General features: G+C 66.8%; 15 protein-coding genes, 1 tRNA gene and 1 other RNA gene. 10 read left to right on the top strand and 7 right to left on the bottom strand.

The features are described 5' to 3' along the window. Positions 1 to 58 precede the first annotated feature (58 nt). Positions 59 to 493, top strand: a complete 435-nt coding sequence (locus C3B44_RS03280; RefSeq protein ID WP_108431114.1) for a DUF3052 domain-containing protein — start codon at positions 59 to 61, stop codon at positions 491 to 493. A 42-nt stretch (positions 494 to 535) separates the two neighbouring features. Next, positions 536 to 608: transfer RNA gene (locus C3B44_RS03285), tRNA-Val, on the top strand. Between the two features lie 183 nt (positions 609 to 791). Here C3B44_RS03285 and C3B44_RS03290 read toward each other — a convergent pair. Genes C3B44_RS03290 through C3B44_RS03310 form a run of 5 tightly spaced genes read right to left on the bottom strand, consistent with a single transcriptional unit; the run spans position 792 to position 4,114 of the window. Beyond that, the gene (locus C3B44_RS03290) at positions 792 to 1,085 is read right to left on the bottom strand and encodes a hypothetical protein (RefSeq protein WP_108431115.1); all 294 of its coding nucleotides are present in this window, start codon (positions 1,083 to 1,085) and stop codon (positions 792 to 794) included. A 10-nt stretch (positions 1,086 to 1,095) separates the two neighbouring features. Then, positions 1,096 to 1,920, bottom strand: coding sequence for a hypothetical protein (locus C3B44_RS03295; protein WP_108431116.1), 825 nt, complete (start codon positions 1,918 to 1,920; stop codon positions 1,096 to 1,098). 40 nt (positions 1,921 to 1,960) lie between these two features. Continuing rightward, positions 1,961 to 2,920, bottom strand: coding sequence for an SURF1 family cytochrome oxidase biogenesis protein (locus C3B44_RS03300; protein WP_235840422.1), 960 nt, complete (start codon positions 2,918 to 2,920; stop codon positions 1,961 to 1,963). Positions 2,921 to 2,961: 41 nt separating this feature from the next. Then, complete coding sequence (locus C3B44_RS03305) at positions 2,962 to 3,447, bottom strand: low molecular weight protein-tyrosine-phosphatase (protein ID WP_108431118.1); 486 nt, start codon at positions 3,445 to 3,447, stop codon at positions 2,962 to 2,964. Next, complete coding sequence (locus C3B44_RS03310) at positions 3,431 to 4,114, bottom strand: HAD-IA family hydrolase (RefSeq protein WP_108431119.1); 684 nt, start codon at positions 4,112 to 4,114, stop codon at positions 3,431 to 3,433. Before C3B44_RS03310 ends, C3B44_RS03305 begins: the two co-directional genes overlap by 17 nt. A 24-nt stretch (positions 4,115 to 4,138) precedes the next feature. On the opposite strand from C3B44_RS03310, the gene C3B44_RS03315 reads away from it, so the two are divergent. The 5 genes from C3B44_RS03315 to C3B44_RS03335 all read left to right on the top strand — a co-directional run bounded on the left by C3B44_RS03315 (position 4,139) and on the right by C3B44_RS03335 (position 8,139). Further along, a complete protein-coding gene (locus C3B44_RS03315; RefSeq protein ID WP_108431120.1) occupies positions 4,139 to 5,278 on the top strand; it encodes a Nif3-like dinuclear metal center hexameric protein in 1,140 nt (379 codons plus the stop codon). A gap of 10 nt (positions 5,279 to 5,288) precedes the next feature. Next, positions 5,289 to 6,008 (top strand): zinc ribbon domain-containing protein, encoded by a 720-nt coding sequence (locus C3B44_RS03320; RefSeq protein WP_108431121.1) that lies wholly within the window; start codon positions 5,289 to 5,291, stop codon positions 6,006 to 6,008. Positions 6,009 to 6,018: 10 nt separating this feature from the next. Beyond that, positions 6,019 to 7,152 (top strand): bifunctional RNase H/acid phosphatase, encoded by a 1,134-nt coding sequence (locus C3B44_RS03325; RefSeq protein WP_108431122.1) that lies wholly within the window; start codon positions 6,019 to 6,021, stop codon positions 7,150 to 7,152. Positions 7,153 to 7,307: 155 nt separating this feature from the next. Next, an RNA gene (rnpB, locus tag C3B44_RS03330) (RNase P RNA component class A) lies at positions 7,308 to 7,734 on the top strand. Between the two features lie 171 nt (positions 7,735 to 7,905). Continuing rightward, positions 7,906 to 8,139, top strand: a complete 234-nt coding sequence (locus C3B44_RS03335; protein WP_108431123.1) for a hypothetical protein — start codon at positions 7,906 to 7,908, stop codon at positions 8,137 to 8,139. On the opposite strand, the gene C3B44_RS03340 is transcribed toward C3B44_RS03335, so the two are convergent. Next, positions 8,136 to 9,377 (bottom strand): galactokinase family protein, encoded by a 1,242-nt coding sequence (locus C3B44_RS03340; RefSeq protein WP_108431124.1) that lies wholly within the window; start codon positions 9,375 to 9,377, stop codon positions 8,136 to 8,138. The two genes, C3B44_RS03335 and C3B44_RS03340, sit on opposite strands and share 4 nt — an antisense overlap. A gap of 119 nt (positions 9,378 to 9,496) precedes the next feature. On the opposite strand from C3B44_RS03340, the gene C3B44_RS03345 reads away from it, so the two are divergent. Further along, complete coding sequence (locus C3B44_RS03345; RefSeq protein ID WP_108431125.1) at positions 9,497 to 9,691, top strand: hypothetical protein; 195 nt, start codon at positions 9,497 to 9,499, stop codon at positions 9,689 to 9,691. A gap of 3 nt (positions 9,692 to 9,694) precedes the next feature. On the opposite strand, the gene C3B44_RS03350 is transcribed toward C3B44_RS03345, so the two are convergent. Further along, positions 9,695 to 11,287 carry a CYTH and CHAD domain-containing protein gene (locus C3B44_RS03350; protein ID WP_108432535.1) on the bottom strand — a complete coding sequence of 531 codons (1,593 nt, stop codon included), beginning with the start codon at positions 11,285 to 11,287 and terminating at the stop codon, positions 9,695 to 9,697. 105 nt (positions 11,288 to 11,392) lie between these two features. On the opposite strand from C3B44_RS03350, the gene C3B44_RS03355 reads away from it, so the two are divergent. Both C3B44_RS03355 and C3B44_RS03360 read left to right on the top strand, forming a co-directional pair. Further along, positions 11,393 to 12,730 carry a glutamine synthetase family protein gene (locus C3B44_RS03355; protein WP_108431126.1) on the top strand — a complete coding sequence of 446 codons (1,338 nt, stop codon included), beginning with the start codon at positions 11,393 to 11,395 and terminating at the stop codon, positions 12,728 to 12,730. Positions 12,731 to 12,739: 9 nt separating this feature from the next. Further along, a complete protein-coding gene (locus C3B44_RS03360; RefSeq protein ID WP_108431127.1) occupies positions 12,740 to 15,823 on the top strand; it encodes a bifunctional [glutamine synthetase] adenylyltransferase/[glutamine synthetase]-adenylyl-L-tyrosine phosphorylase in 3,084 nt (1,027 codons plus the stop codon). Positions 15,824 to 15,825 lie beyond the last annotated feature (2 nt).

The following is a 15,825-nucleotide window of genomic DNA, read 5'->3' on the forward strand; positions in this document are numbered from 1 at the left end:
CCGAGTGCGCCCCGTCCCTCCACGTGCGAGCGGGGCCGGATATAGGAGGATTAACGCCGTGGTGGACGCTCCGGGCGCCGTCAACGACAATGATGCAGCCCAGGACTTCGCAAACCGACTGTGCATCGAGGACGGCATGACCGTCCAGGAACTCGGGTGGAGCGACGACTGTGACCCGTCGATCCCCGAGGCCGTCGAAGACCGCATCGGCGAGGCACTCCTCGACGAAGACACCGACGAACTCTGCGATGTCATCCTCCTCTGGTGGCACGACGACGATGGGGACCTCGTTGACGGGCTGGTCGACGCACTGCGCAACCTCGACTCCGAAGGCTGCATCTGGCTGCTCACCCCGGGCGCCGGCAAGGAGGGCACCGTCCCGCCGGGCGAGATCAGCGAATCCGCTCAGCTCGCCGGGCTGGTGCAGACCAAGTCCGACCGCTTCGGCGGCTTCCAGGGCTCCTGCCTCGTCGCTCGCGGCAACAAGCGCTAGGTTTCTGTCGCGCTGTAGGCGCGTGCTAACATCTCTCGGTACGCGCTCCTAGCTCAGCTGGAAGAGCAACTGGTTTACACCCAGTAGGTCGGCGGTTCGAGCCCGTCGGAGCGCACCGAGAATATGGGCTCATCCCGAACCGCGATGGCTTTTTATGGCTCCGTTATTTCGGAAAAGAGCTCTAGGCCGGTCCTCGTCCACTCTTCGAGCTGGTCGAGGCCGGGGACTTCGTCGACGGTGGCGACCTACCAGCCGTCTTCGCGGCGAGCCCGCACGGTATAGGTGTTGTTCCTACTCCCTACACCTCATCCTCGATGAAGTCGCCGCAGAGGTCTTCGAGGACCGGCAGCGCCTCGTAGATGTTGCAGTGGCCGGTCTCGGGCTCGTCGCTTTCACCGAGCCCGATGACGTACATGAGCTGTTCGTCGCCGTCGTCGTTGCGGAAGGATTCCAGCGCACCCTGCCGGCCGTTTTCGGCGGTGAAGTAGGTGCGCGATTCGTTGCGATCACCGCGCTTCGGGGTGGGTTCGTCGATAAGCTCGCGGCGCTCCAAGGCCTGGGCGATACGGAAATGCGTAAACGTCGGGGTCATAGCCTTTAGGCTACCGGCAGGTATGGGGGTTTTCGCCGTGTAGCGCGGTGAAAAACGCCTCCGGGGTGGAGCGGGTGACCCACGCGGTGAGGCGTTCGCCCTGCGCATCGGTGAGAATCGGATACGCCCGCCGCCCCGGCGCAGCGACCGCGCAGGTCAGCGCGTCCTCCGCCTGTTGGTCGCCGAAATCCGCATCGAGATCAAAGCTGACGTCGCGCACGCGATTCCCGTTGTCGACCCGGATGCTCCCGCGTGCCGACGATCCCGGATCCGGCACCACCCGTACCCGCACGGGGCTCCCAGCAGCCTCGCCCAGCTCGATGGCGTAGTCCGCCAGGCCCCGGCCACTGGTGCGGGCGCGGTCCTCGACGTCGAAATGCACGTGCCGGAACAAGAACTCGCCGTCGGCGTCGACCAGCTTCATCGTCGAGGTCAAAGGCCTGGCGTGGAACCCGCTGAGCCCGCTGGAACACCCGGTGCTCACATCGTCTAAGGTCAGCTCGCGCCGCGGCGTGATGCCTGCCGTCGCCAACGTCGCGACCGCGTTGGCCAGCACGCGCTCGTCTTCTGCGGTGCTTCGTTCCGGCTGCGGCCCGGCCTTGTCTTTTTGCTTCTCTACGCCCACCTCGCCACGGGCAGCCGCCGCCGAAGAAAAGCCCGGCATGGGCCGGGGTGGGGTGCGGCGGATGCGCTCCGCGATCGATTCGCCGGGCTCGGCCTCAGGCTCAGGCTCGGGCTCGGGCGTCGGCGCGTAGCGCGCTACCTCTTCCGGCTCCGTCGTATCCTCTGCAGGTTCGGCATGATCGTGGCCGAACAGTCTGTCCCAGAAACCCATGGCTTAAAGAATATCCCCTTGCCCGCGGTGGCGCTGGGCATCACTGGCGTTCGCGCTGCCGCTTCGCGAACTTCGCGTAGAAGTCCGGCTTCGCATCCCCGTAGCGGTCGCGCACGTCGCGGGAGCGGTGCACCACGCGGGCATCCGGATGCTGGGAGAGATCCTCCTCGTCTTCGTCGCCGGCGAGGCGGTCGTCCGCGGCGGCCATCTCGGCGTCCTCCTCGCGCACGCGCCGGCGCTCCCGGAGCTCGCTGATTACGAAGTAGACCAGCCCCGCGGGCGCCAGGACGCCGAAGGCCAGCCACTGCAGGCCGTACGAGAGGTGGGTGCCGCGGTCGAGCTTCGGCACCGGGATCGCGTTGAGCACGCCGGGTTCGCCCTCGGAGAGTTGGACATAGCCGTCGACAAGCTCATGGCCGGTGAGCTCGCCGATCTGCTCGGGGTTGATCGTATAAACCTGCTGGTAGCCCTGGTCTTGCAGGGCGGCGCGGTCGCTGGGTGGTTCGGCGAGCTGGACCATGCCGATCGTGGAGACTTCACCGGCCGGCGGGTCGGCGATCTCGGGCACGGCGTTGGCTTCGCCGGCCGGCTCATAGCCGCGGTTGACCAGGATGATCGGCCCGCTGTCGAGCTGGAACGGGGTCAGTGAGTGGTAGGCGGGCAGCGTCTCGATCGAGCGCAGCCGCAGCAGCACCTCGTCTTCGGGGAGGAACCGGCCGTTCAGGATGACGCGGGTCCACTGGTCGCCGTCGCTAAAGCCCTCGCCGTCGAGGATTTGCTCGACGGGCACGGGATCGGCCTCGTAGGCGGCCTCGATTTGCTCGTTGCGCTCGACGATCTGCTCGTCCTTGCCCAGCTGCCACGGGGCGAAAAACGTGAACGAGAAGTAGGAAAAGATCACCACGAACAGGGTGAGAAACAGCCATCCCGGGGTGAGGAAACGCCGCCACAAGGGGCGGTCGTCTCGCCTGGTGGAACGCTTTAGTGCCGTGGTACTCACAATGGTCCTAGTGTATCCAACTTTCGGCTAGGTCCCTAGTGTCAGTTCTTGCCGAGTTGCTCGCGGACATAGTCGACGATGCCTTCCGCGGCGGCCTCGATCTCTTGGCGGGTGGTGCTAAAGCCCTCCGCGCCGCCGTAGTAGGGATCGGCGACGGAGACGTCTTCGCCGGCGACGGGGTCGAAGTCCCGCAGCAGCCGGATCTTCGCCGGATCGGCGCCGCGGGCGATGAGCTCGGAGCGGTGGTTGGTCGCCAGCGCGACGATGAGGTCGGCGCCGAGCGTGTCCGGATCGACCTGGCGGGCTCGGTGGGCGGAGCCGTCGTAGCCGTGGTCGGATAGCTCGGTGAGGGCGCGGTCGTCGGCGGGGTGGCCGACGTGCCAGTCACCGATGCCGGAAGAAGCGACCCGCACGTTGTTCAGTCCGGCTTCTTCGAGGCGGTGGCGCACGATGTATTCGGCCATGGGGGAGCGGCAGATGTTGCCGGTGCATACGAAGTCGATGGTGAAGTCATAGGGCCCAGTCATGGATGATCTCCTCTAGCTCGGTCGGGGTATGGGCGGTGTAGTCGGCCTCTAGGGCTTCCTCGGCCGTGCCGTAGCCCCAGGTTACGGCGCAGACGGTGAGCCCTTGTTGGCGGGCGCCGTCGATGTCGTGGTGGCGATCGCCGATCATGAGGATGTCGTCGCGGCGCTTATACAGCCCGAGCGAGTCCAGCGCATAGTCGATCACGGCGACCTTGCTGCGCCGGTGGCCCCCATATTCTTCGGCCGCGGCGAGAAAGTCGAGCGAATCCCAGAATCCTAAGGCGCGCAGCACAGTGCGGGCGTTGTCGGTGCCCTTGCTCGTGGCGGTCGAGAGATAAAAGCCCTCGGCCCGCAGTCGCTGCAGCAGCTCCACCATGCCGTCGAAGGCCGTGGCCTCCAACACCCCGCCGGAGGCGGTGTAGTCCATGTAGGTGCGGAAGGCGCGGTCGACGTCGGCGGGATCGTCGATAAGCTTCGCGAGGTTGTGCTCCAGAGGCGGGCCCGGCAGGTGCCGGAGGAACTGCTCGTCGGGGTGCGGGCAGCCGACCGAGTCGAGCGCGGCGAGAAAGCCGGCGCGGATGCCGGGATAGGAATCGACGAGCGTGCCGTCGACGTCGAAGAACAGGATGCGCCGCGGGTCGGCGGGCAGGGCTCGGCCGGTGGTCATGTCACTGAACGTACACTGAGACACATGACTACGACAGTCGGTGACGTAATCGCCACGCTTGACGACGCCTACCCACCCCAGCTCGCCGAAAGCTGGGACAAAGTCGGGCTGATCTGCGGGGACCCGCAGGCACCGGTAACCCGCGTCGTGGTGGCCTTGGAGTGCACGTTGGAGGTGGCGCGCGCGGCCGTCGAGAAGCAGGCCGACCTGTTGGTCGTGCACCACCCGCTGTTCATGCGCGGGGTGAGCTCGGTGGCCGCGAACACGCCGAAAGGCGAGGTCATCCACACCCTGATCCGCGGCGGGTGCGCGCTGTTCGCGGCGCACACGAACGCCGATTCGGCCCGCCCGGGGGTCAACGACCGCCTCGCCGAGCTCTTAGGCGTGCGTCCCAGGCGGCCCATCAAGCCGATCGCCCTCGACGACACGGACCACTGGGGTGTACACGTCCCGCCCGCCGACGCCGAGGCCGTCAAAAACGCCGTGTTCGACGCCGGCGCCGGGGAGATCGGTAACTACTCGCACTGCGCGTTCGACATCGACGGCCGCGGGCAGTTCGTGCCGGAAGAAGGTGCGGATCCCACCGACGGGGAGGTCGGGAAGCTCTACCGCGACGACGAGGTGCGCGTCCAGTTCGTCGCTTCTCGGCGCTTGCGCCGAAAGCTTATCGACGTCCTGCGCTCCGTCCACCCCTATGAGGAACCCGCCTTCGACATCGTCGAGATGGCAGAGACGGCGGATCTCGCCACCGCGACGGGGCTGGGGCGCGTCGGCGAGCTCGATGAGCCGATGACCCTGCGCGAGTTCACCCGCCGCGTCGCTGAGCGCCTGCCCCAGGTGGCCTGGGGCGTGCGCGCCGCCGGGGATCCGGAGAAGCTGATTAGGACGGTGGCGGTGTCGTCGGGAAGCGGGGATAGCTTCCTCGACGACGTGCGTCGCCTCGGCGTCGATTGCTATGTCACCTCCGATCTGCGCCACCACCCCGTCGACGAGCACCTGCGCGCCGGCGGGCCCGCGGTCATCGACACCGCCCACTGGGCCAGCGAATACCCGTGGTGTACGCAGGCGGCGGAGGTCGTCGGCGCCCGGCATGAGGGCCTGGATGTCGAGGTCTTAAGCATCCGCACCGACCCGTGGACCATCGCCGCGGGAGGGGAAAGGTAGGAATAGAGGCATGAAACTCGATCGCGAACTCCAAAGCGTCCTGCTCGACCTCGCCACCGCCGAGCGCGTCCAGATCGCCGGGCCGGTGGAACAGACCACTCCGGAGCAGAAGGAACTCGAGGCCCTCGAGAAGAAACTGCAGCGCACCCGCGAGGCCGCCGGAAGCGCGCAGATGGCTGTCGACGACATGGAAACCGAAATCCTGCGCATCCAGGAAGACGAGCGCAAGCTCAGGCGCCGCGAACGCGACGACCGCGAGCAGCTCAAGGCCGCCACCGACCCCGAGCTGCGCAAGGACCTTGAGCACGACCGCTACACCGCGAAGTCGCGCATCAACGACCTGCTCTACGAGCTCAAAGAAGCCCACGACGAGATCCACGCGCTGCGCAACAACCGCGACGTCCACGGCGCCCAGGTCGACGAGCTGACCCGCCAAGTCGAGGTCGCCCGCCGCGCCGCCGAGGCGGCCAACTCCGCCGCCCGCGACGTCGACCCGGCCGAGCGCATCCGCGATCTGCGTAGCCAGCTTCCCGACGACGTGCTGACCGCCTACGAGGAACAGAAGGACGAAAACGACATCGGCGCCGCCGGCTTCAACGGACGCTCCTGCGGCGGCTGCCACATCGTGTTGCCGCCGGCAGATCGGGCGAAGATCAACAAGACCGCCGCCGACGAGCTACCCCAGTGCACCAACTGCGGTACCTACCTGGTGCGCGAGACCGTCGCTTAGGGAGGCGAACGTGAAAGTATTCGTCTACTCCGACGGCGGCTCCCGCGGCAACCCGGGCATCGCCGGCTCCGGAAGCCTCGTCATCGACGCCGCGTCCAAGAAGCGCCTCGCCGAGATCGTCTACGCCTTCGACGAGCCGACCTCCAACAACGTCGCCGAATACCGCGGGCTCATCGAGGGCCTGCGCGCTGCGGCTGCGCTTGGCGCCACCGGGGCCTACGTGTTCATGGACTCGAAGCTCGTCATCGAGCAGATGACCGGGCGCTGGAAGATCAAGCACCCGGCGATGCAGAAACTCGCCATGCAGGCGCGGAAACTGGCCGAAGGCTTCGAGCGGATCACCTACACCTGGGTGCCGCGCGAGCAGAACAAAGACGCTGACGAGCTCTCCAACATCGCCATGGACGCCTCCGCCGCCGGGGCCGGCGAGGGGATCGTGGAGGAAAAATCGGTGCTGCCGGCTGATAAGGATGCTGCTGCTACCGCTGCTGCTCCCGCGCCGAGTCGGTGGTGTGGTGCCGAGGACACCCCCACCACGCTCGTGCTCGTACGCCACGGAGAGACCGAAATGTCCGCGGCCGGGCAATACGCAGGGCGTCGCGACCTCGAGCTGACCGCGACGGGGCAGAGCCAGGCGGAGGCGGCGGCTGCATACGTCGCCAAGCATTATGACGTCGACGCCGTCATCACCTCGCCCCTGCTACGCTGCGTCGAAACCGCCGAGAAGGTGGCGGCGGCGGTGGGCCGTGACATCGAGAAGAATGAGGGGCTCATCGAGCTCGACTTCGGCGACTACGAGGGCCTCACCTTCGCCGAGGCCGACGAACGTGACCGCGACAACCACCGCCGCTGGCTCGCGGATCCCACGATCGCCGCCCCCGGGGGTGAATCCGTCGCGAGCGTGCACGCGCGAGTCGGTCAGACGCTTAACGAGATGGTGTCCGCGCGGCGCGGGCAGACGATCGTGGCGGTCACCCACGTCAACCCGATTAAGTCGGCTGTCGCGCGCTCGCTGGGCGCGGGCGCCGAGGCCTTCGCACGCATCTTCCTAGACTTAGGTTCGGTGAGCGTGATCGACATTCTCGACGACTCCGCCACCGTCCCCGCCCAGGTTCGCTCCGTCAACATTCAGCCCGGCAGATAGTAGGGCGCACCTAAAGAAATCACCTCCCGCCTACGCACGCGCAGCAGACGGGAGGGTACCTCAATCATGGGTCATGCTTGAACTTTTGTCAAACAAAGTATACCCCCGTAAGTTGGCACAATCCTAGGCACTAGCGGTATCGTTTCTTTCGCGAATGAGTCGGCTAGGCGATCGCGGCCTCCCGAACCGCCCGCCTCGCGCGGGCAGGCGGGGGTCGAGGAAAGTCCGGACTCCACCGAGGATCGAACGGTGGTTGCTAACGGCAACCCGGGGTGACCCGAGGGAAAGTGCAACAGAAAGTAGACCGCCCGCGGGCCCAGCCCGACGGGTGAGGGTGAAAGGGTGCGGTAAGAGCGCACCGGCGGGGCAGGTGACTGTCCCGGCCAGGTAAACCCCACCGGGAGCAAGGCATCCCGGCCCGCCTCCAGCGCGGACCGGATCGGACGCTACGAGGGGAGATCCGCCCCATGTCCGAAGGTAGCTGCTCGAGGCACCCAGCAATGGAGTGCCCAGATGGATGATCGCCCCCGCGCGCCGCGAGGTGCGCGGCGACAGAATCCGGCTTATCGGCCGGCTCATTCGCCTTAAGCTTTGAGGAGTGTTGGTGGGGCTTGGATCTGGGGGATCGTCGGTAGTTACTCAAAACGGCGACCCCGCGACCGTCGTAAAGCCCGCAAACTGCCCGCAAACACCCCTCAACCGCCCAACAACCCCCTCGACTCCACCGAGCAACCTGAGTACCCTGGGCCGCACATGACTGGAACTGAAGATTTGTTGCTCATCGTCCTCGTTGGCGGGGGACTGCTGATTCTGGCGACGCTGGTGGGGGCGCTGATTGTCCATAAGGTCGAGCAGAAGCGTGGCACGTATCACCTGGAGCGGGTGAAGTGGACGGTGATCGTGGCGTCGGTGCCGCTGCTCGGTTTCCTGTTGTGGTTGTTTTTCCGTTCTTCGCGCGATCCTGACGAACGCACCAATATCGATTAAGCCTCGGCCAAGCCAGCCACCGACCCGGGGTTCAGCCGGGCGACGGTCAGCCCATCGTCGGCGAGATCGGCGGCGAAGTTCTCGGCACGCTTGGAAGGCACAAAAGCGACCACATCTGCGGCGCTGACTGTGCGCGTGATCGCTGCGCCGCGGGCGAGGGCGAGCTCGGCGAGTTGCGTCGGCAGGCCGGTGAGTTGGGCGGTGGCGGTGCGGGAGTCGTCGAGAAGTTGGTCGAGCGCCTCCATCCGCCGCGAACGCAAGAGCAGCGAAGCTTTTCCGCAGTGCTCGGTTTCCTGCTCGTAGTACGTAATCCAGCGGCAGGCGTCGGCGCGGGCGGGGGCGTCGTTGTCGGGGTGAACCTTGTGCAGGGCGTCGATCCAGTCGCCGACCCGAGTGGGCGCGTCCGGCAGGCTGCGCAGGCTTTCGGAACCGAAGGCCCGGCAGGCTTCGTCGAGGAAGCTGCGGCGGGTGTTTTCGCCGTCGTCGATGTCTGCCGCCGGCCCGCAGACCGCGTAGATCGCCAAGGGACTGGCGGGGTAGGAGACTTGGGTGACGGAGCCGTCGGCGTAGTCGATGACCGCGAGGTGATCTGCCGTGCCGCGCAGAGCCGCGGTGTAGCGGGCGCGCAGGGCCGCGGCGGGGGAGAAGAGGTCGGCGGCCTGCGCGCAGACCTCGGAGAGCCGGGCGCGCATGGGGGCGTCGTTGAGGTCTTCGGCGTCGTCGAGAAGTGCGAGCGACAACGCGACCTCGATGGCCTCGTATTCGCCGAAGCCTTGGCCGGGGATGTCGCTGACCACGGCGATGTCGGCGGCGGTCGTATCGCGGGGCAGAAGCTGGCGATGCACCATCGTCTGCACCAGCCCGGCCAGGCGCAGGGCGAGGCGCTCTGCGGAAGGCGCGTGCGAGATCGTCGCGCCCGTCTCGTCGATGCTCGGCTGGTGGTCGGCCCACAGGGTGGACAGCTCTTCGGCGTCGACGGTGTCGGTGGTTTGGGTGCCGTCGATACGCTGGTAGGCGAGGTTGATCCCGCCGATGTCGCGCCGCGCGACGGCCACGGCCACCCGCGCATCACCGAGGCCCATGATCACGCGCCCGCCGTAGTGGTCGGTGTATTCACCGCAGACGGGGAAGGTGGCGGGGGCGGTGGCGACCGCGGGGGTGGTACTGCCGAAGGCGGCGGCAAAGACCTCGGTCACCCGCTTATCGACGGGCCTATCCTCACTCGGCCACAACGCCATGGGTGCAACTCTCCTTCAACCGGGTGTGCGTTTTCGTACCGCCCCAGCCTACCGCCCGCGCAGTAGGGTGGGGGCACACGTTAGGCGCCGACAAAGCAGACAAAGAAGAGGAGCACGTCTTGGCTGACTGGTACTACAACCCCTCCACCGGGGAGGTTTCCGAGGGCAAGGTCGGTTCCTGGGCCAACCGCATGGGCCCCTATGCCACCCGCGAGCAGGCGGAGAATGCGCTGAAGATCGTGCAGGCGCGCAATAAGGCCGCCGACGCCGAGGACGAGAAGGACGACGACTGGGGCGACCCCGCGGCGCGCTAAGCGCTATTTCTTCTTTTTGCGCAGGCGCCGGTAGGCGGAGGTGATGCGGTCGTAGGCGTCGTCGTAGTCGCGCAGCGCTTGCAGCCCGATTTCGCGTTCGCGCTGGTACAAAAGGCCGAGGGCGAAGGTGTCGCGGCCGCGGCGGGCGTCGGCGGCCGCCATGGCCTGCAGCTTGTTGCGGCTGGTCACGGAGTCCTGGAAGTCGCCGAGCACCGACTGCATCTGCTTGCACGCCTTGTAGATGCGGCGGGTCTTCAAGCCGGTGGCGGAGCTGACCGCCTCGGCCGCGTAGCGCAGCTTCTTGGCGGCCTTGCGCATGTCGTGGAAGTATTCCTCCCGCTGGTGCAGGCTCAGCTCCGGGTTGTCCCAGTTGCGCACGGCCTTCTTGTGGCGCTTGCGCAGCTTGGCGTAGGCCTGGTCGAGGTGTTCTCCCATGACCTCGTCCATCTCCTGCGGGGCCTCGTCGTCCTCGGTGGGCTCGACCACCGGCGGGTCCGCCAGCAGCTGATCGAGGTCCTTGAGCAGCGAGAGGTAGCGCTGCGAATCCAAACCGAGCACGATCCGGCGGTGCGCGCGCTGGTACTCGTTGTTGATGGTGCCGAGGATGTGGTTCTTATCCTCCTCCGAGATGAGGCCGGAATCGTCGGCGTCGATAAGCCAGGCGAAACGTTCCTCGACCACCTCCGCGTCGCGGGCGCTGCCTAACATCCCGGCGAGGACCTTGAGCTCGGCGAGGATGTGCTCGACCTGCTCGCCGGCCAGCACGCCGTCGAAGGTCTGCAGGTGGGAGCGCAGCTCGCGGGTGGCCACGCGCATCTGGTGGACGGAGTCCCACTCGTCGCGGCGCACCTTCGGGTCATAGGCGACGAGCTTGTCGCGGTTGGCCTTCAAAGCGTTGACGACGGCGGCGGCCGGGGAATCGGGGTCGTCGTGTGGGGTGAGGTAGTCGGGAAGCTGGGCTTCTTCCAGGCTGTCGCCTAAGGCGGCGCGCAGCTTCGACGGGCTGGCGGACTTGCGCGCGCCCGCGGAGATCAGGCGGGTGGTGGCCGCTGAGATGATCGCTGCGCCTTCCTCGGTGCCGGCGAGGCGGCCGGAAAGCTCGATCTCCCACTCGCGCCACGAAGTCTGCTGCCCGCCCGGCAACAGCGACCACGCGGTGACCCGGTCGTCGCAGAACTCGGCGACGGGCTGGCCGGAGTCGTCGGCAAGCAAGGACTCGGTGCGGTTGTTATCAACCTGCGCGATGGGCATGAGCTCGTAGTCGCGCACGATCGAACGGATCTGGGCCCTGAGCTCCTCGGGGACGACGAACTCGCCGTCGACGGGTTCGGTGAGCTCGGCGGAGAGCTCCAGCCGGCCCCCGTCGCCGGGGAGTTTGAGGTGCCAGCCGTCGTCGGCGCCCCCGGTGCGGCGGCGCAGCGTCACCTTCGCGTGGGTTAAGCGCAGATCGCGGGTGTCATAATAGATTGCCGATAAGTTGTGTTTCTTCGTGTCGGCGACGGTGGCGACCTCAGGAAGCACCGTCAGATCAGGAACCGGCGTGTGCTCGCCGACGGCGAACTTCGCCTCCACCTCCAAAAACGAGTTGACCATCAGAAAGTCCACCTCTCGAATGTGTAAGTAAGCGCTGTTACCGCTACCGTACCGTCCGCAGCCGGAAAGCGGGCGCGGGTGGGCGGGGGTATTTGTAAGGTGGGAATTATGAACAGCCAACAGGAATATGTCCTCAGCGCGGTCGAGGAACGCGACGTCCGCTTCATCCGTCTGTGGTTTACCGATATCGCCGGTCAGCTGAAGTCCGTCATGATGTCCCCCAGCGAGATCGAAGGTGCCTTCGAGGAGGGGGCCGGCTTCGACGGCAGCTCCATCGAGGGCTTTTCGCGGATCTCGGAGTCGGACACCCTGCTGCTGCCGGACCCGTCGACCTTCCAGGTCATGCCTTTCGACGACGACGAGCCCGAGCTGCGCACCGCGCGCATGTTCTGCGACATCGTGATGCCGGATGGCTCGCCGTCGATGGTCGATCCGCGCCAGATCCTGCGCCGGCAGGTGGAACTCGCCGCCGATCAGGGACTGACCTGCCAGGTCAGCCCGGAGATCGAGTTCTACATCGTCAACGAGGAAGGCTTCCCCTACGATTTGTCGCCGACCGATATGGGCGGCTACTTCGACCAGGCGGCGCACTTGCGGGTGCCGAAGTTCCGCCGGCAGGCCATGCGCGCGTTGGAGTCCGTCGGCATCGCCACCGAGTTCTCCCACCACGAGACCGCGCCGGGCCAGCAGGAGATCGACCTGCGCCACGCGGACGTGCTGACTATAGCCGATCACGTGATGAGCTTCCGCTACCTCATCAAGTCGGTGGCCATGCAGTCCGGCGTGCGGGCCACGTTCATGCCGAAGCCCTTCCGCGAGCACGCCGGCTCGGCGATGCACACCCACCTCTCGCTCTTCGAGGGCGAGACCAACGCCTTCCACGACCCGGACGACGAGTTCTCCCTCTCCGGTACCGCGAAGCGCTTCATCGCCGGCATCATGCACCACGCCCACGAGATCACCGCCGTGACCAACCAGTGGGTCAACTCCTATAAGCGCCTCCAGTTCGGCAACGAGGCGCCCACCGCCGTGACCTGGGGCGTGTCCAACCGCTCGGCGCTGGTGCGCGTGCCCACCTACCGGCTGAACAAGGAGGCCTCCCGCCGCGTGGAGGTCCGCTCGCCGGATTCCGGTATCAACCCCTACCTCGGCTTCGCGGCGCTGCTGGCCGCCGGGCTCAAGGGCATCGAGGAGGGCTATGAGCTCGGCGAGCCCGCCGAGGACGACGTCGCCGCCCTGTCGCACCGCGAGCGCCGCGCCATGGGCTATCGCGATCTGCCCGGCAGCCTGGATGAGGCCCTGCGCCACTTGGAGCAGAGCGAGTTCATGGCCGAGGTTCTAGGCGAGCACGTCTTCGAGTTTTTCCTGCGCACGAAGTGGGAGGAGTGGCACCGCTACACCGATCAGATCACCCCGCACGAAATCCGTTCCACCCTCGAGCTTTAAAGAAGAACTATGGCACATGCGCGCAAGAAGGTACCGTCGGCCGCCTCGCTGGGCCTGACCGGTACACACGCCACCGAGGACCTTGAGTGGCTGGGTTTTGATACCGAAGCCTCCGTCGATCTTTTGTGGACTCTCGCCGGGGCGGGCAATCCAGATCTGGCGCTGAACGCCCTGCGCCGGCTCGCGGAGAACCTCGGTGAGAACTACGCGGAGTTAAAGAGTGCGCTTCACGACGACGCCACTCTCCGCACCCGGCTTCTCGCCTTGCTCGGCGGCTCCACGGCGCTGGGGGATCACCTCATCGCCAACCCCGAGCAGTGGTCCGAGCTCACCGAGCCCGTGCCCAGCAGCGCCGATCTCTTCCGCGGGATGCTCGGCTGCGTCAACGCCGCCCCGGCGGCCGGCGATCAATCGGCCAGTGAGGATCTAAGCACCCCGGGTACCTACCGGGCGGAGATTACCGGCGCGGAGGCGAAGAAGATCCTCAAATCGACCTACCGGCGCTATGTTATGCGCATCGCCGCCTATGACTTAGCGGGCACCTTCGCCGCCCGCAAGGACCAGGTGAGCCTGGAGAAACTCCCCTACGAGGAGGTCACCGGCCTGCTCACCAACCTGGCCGACGCCGCGCTGACCGCCGCGCTGGCCGTGGCGATCACCCAGATCTTCGGCGAGGACACCGACGCCACCGCCCAGCGCCGCCTGGCGGTGCTGGCCATGGGCAAGTGCGGTGCCGAGGAGCTCAACTACATCTCGGATGTGGACGTCATCTTTGTCGGCGAGCCTGCCGACCAGAAAGCCACCCGGGTGGCCAGCGAGTTCATGCGCATCGGCACCGCGTGCTTCTTCGAGGTGGACGCGAACCTGCGCCCCGAGGGACGCTCCGGCGCGTTGGTGCGCACCTTAGAATCGCACGTGGCCTACTACGAGCGCTGGGCGGAGACCTGGGAGTTCCAGGCCCAGCTGAAGGCACGGCCCATGACCGGGGCGGTGGCGCTCGGCCAGGACTACGTCGACGCGCTCGCGGAGAAGGTCTGGAACGCCAGCCAGCGCGACTCCTTCGTCGACGACGTCCAGCGCATGCGCCGCCGCGTGATCGACAACGTGCCCAAAAACTTACGCGACCGGGAGCTCAAGCTCGGCTCCGGCGGCTTACGCGACGTCGAGTTCGCCGTCCAGCTGCTCCAGATGGTCCACGGCCGCTCGGATGAGAACTTGCGCGTCTTATCCACCACGAAGGCGCTGCAGGCGCTGGTCGACGGCGGGTACATCGGCCGCGAGGACGGCCAAAGGCTCATCGACGCCTACGAGTGGCTCCGCCTGCTCGAGCACCGCCTCCAGCTGCAGCGTCTGCGCCGCACCCACGCGCTGCCGGAGAAGGAGGACACCAAGGCGTGGCGCTGGCTCGCCGCCGCGAGTGGCTTTACGGCGAATGCGCAGCGTTCGGCCGTCCAGAATCTGGAGTCGCTGCTACGCACCCTGCGCCGGCAGATCTCCAACCTGCACTCCAAGCTGTTCTACCGCCCGCTTCTGCACTCCGTGGTGACCATGAGCGTGGACGAGCTCAAGCTCTCCCCGGAGGCCGCGCGCAACCAGCTCGCCGCGCTCGGCTACAAGCACCCGCAGCGCGCGTTCGAGCACCTCACCTCCCTGGCGGCGGGCAAGACCCGCAAGTCGAAGCTGCAGGCCATCTTGTTGCCGACGCTCATGGAGTACCTCTCCGAGACCGCCGACCCGGATGCCGGCCTGCTCAACTACCGCAAGCTCAGCGAGGCCGCCTTCGACCGCACGTGGTTTCTGCGGATGCTGCGCGACGAGGGCATCGTAGCCCAGCGCCTCATGTTCATCCTGGGCACGAGCCCTTATACCTCGGATCTCATCATCGCCGCCCCCGATGTGGTCAAGCAGCTCTCCGACGGCACCTCCGGGCCCAAGCTTCTGGAAACCGCGCCGGGGCAGGTGCGTACGGCGTTGGTGGCGGCGTCGAAACGCCACGACGACCCGGACAAAGCCGTCTCCCGCGCCCGGGCGCTGCGCCGCGTCGACTTAGCGCGCATCGCGGCGGCCGACCTGCTCGGTTTCATGGACGTCGCCCGGGTCTGCAACGAGCTCTCCCAGGTCTGGATCGCGGTGATCCAGGCGGCGCTGCTCGCCGAGGTGCGCGCCAACCTCGCGGCATCGGAGACTTATGACGAGCCGCCGGCGCGGCTCGCGGTGATCGGCATGGGCCGTCTCGGCGGCCACGAGCTCGGCTTCGGTTCGGACGCGGACTGCATGGTGGTCGCGGAGCCGGTGGCGGGTATCGACGATGCCGACGCCATCAAGTGGGCCATCCGGATTATCGACGGTATGCGCAAGCGTCTGTCGAAACCCTCGGGCGACCCGCCGCTCGAGCTCGATTTGGGTTTACGCCCTGAAGGCAAATCCGGGCCCATGGTGCGCACGATCACATCCTATGAGCGCTACTACGAAAAGTGGGGCGAGGTCTGGGAGATCCAGGCCCTACTGCGCGCCACGTTCGTCGCCGGCGATCCCGAGGTGGGCGAGAAGTTCCTCACGATGATTGACCGCTTTCGCTACCCGGCCGAGGGCGCGACCCCCGCCCAGGTGCGCGAGATCAGGCGCATTAAGGCGCGTGTCGACGACGAGCGCCTGCCCCGCGGCGCCGATCGCACCACCCACACCAAGCTGGGGCGCGGCGGGCTGTCCGACATCGAGTGGACCGTGCAGCTCATTACGATGGAACACGCCCACGAGATCCCCGAGTTGCACAACACCTCCACCCTCGAGGTGCTGGACGTACTCGAAAAGCGCGATGATCCCGAGATCATCTCCGCGGAGAACGTGCGCATCCTGCGCGATGCGTGGACGATGGCGACGAACGCGCGCAACGCACTCGTCCTCGTGCGCGGCAAGCGCCAGGATCAGCTGCCGCAGCCCGGCCCCGAGCTAGCCCGGGTGGCCGGCGCCGCCGGCTGGCCCGCCACGGAGTACCAGGAGTTCCTCGAGATGTATCTGCGGCTCACCCGCCGGGCACGCAACATTGTCGATATCATTTTCTGGGGAGAAACCCCCAGCGGAGAGCACGTATAAGG

The organism is Corynebacterium yudongzhengii (assembly GCF_003065405.1).
Classification (GTDB): domain Bacteria; phylum Actinomycetota; class Actinomycetes; order Mycobacteriales; family Mycobacteriaceae; genus Corynebacterium; species Corynebacterium yudongzhengii.

What these genes read in the sequence shown, in the direction of transcription:
- C3B44_RS03290 (WP_108431115.1), bottom strand. Translation starts at nt 1,085, where the DNA reads ATGACCCCGACGTTTACGCATTTCCGTATCGCCCAGGCCTTGGAGCGC.
- C3B44_RS03295 (WP_108431116.1), bottom strand. Translation starts at nt 1,920, where the DNA reads ATGGGTTTCTGGGACAGACTGTTCGGCCACGATCATGCCGAACCTGCA.
- C3B44_RS03305 (WP_108431118.1), bottom strand. Translation starts at nt 3,447, where the DNA reads ATGACTGGGCCCTATGACTTCACCATCGACTTCGTATGCACCGGCAAC.
- C3B44_RS03310 (WP_108431119.1), bottom strand. Translation starts at nt 4,114, where the DNA reads ATGACCACCGGCCGAGCCCTGCCCGCCGACCCGCGGCGCATCCTGTTC.
- C3B44_RS03315 (WP_108431120.1), top strand. Translation starts at nt 4,139, where the DNA reads ATGACTACGACAGTCGGTGACGTAATCGCCACGCTTGACGACGCCTAC.
- C3B44_RS03320 (WP_108431121.1), top strand. Translation starts at nt 5,289, where the DNA reads ATGAAACTCGATCGCGAACTCCAAAGCGTCCTGCTCGACCTCGCCACC.
- C3B44_RS03335 (WP_108431123.1), top strand. Translation starts at nt 7,906, where the DNA reads ATGACTGGAACTGAAGATTTGTTGCTCATCGTCCTCGTTGGCGGGGGA.
- C3B44_RS03340 (WP_108431124.1), bottom strand. Translation starts at nt 9,377, where the DNA reads ATGGCGTTGTGGCCGAGTGAGGATAGGCCCGTCGATAAGCGGGTGACC.
- C3B44_RS03355 (WP_108431126.1), top strand. Translation starts at nt 11,393, where the DNA reads ATGAACAGCCAACAGGAATATGTCCTCAGCGCGGTCGAGGAACGCGAC.
- C3B44_RS03360 (WP_108431127.1), top strand. Translation starts at nt 12,740, where the DNA reads ATGGCACATGCGCGCAAGAAGGTACCGTCGGCCGCCTCGCTGGGCCTG.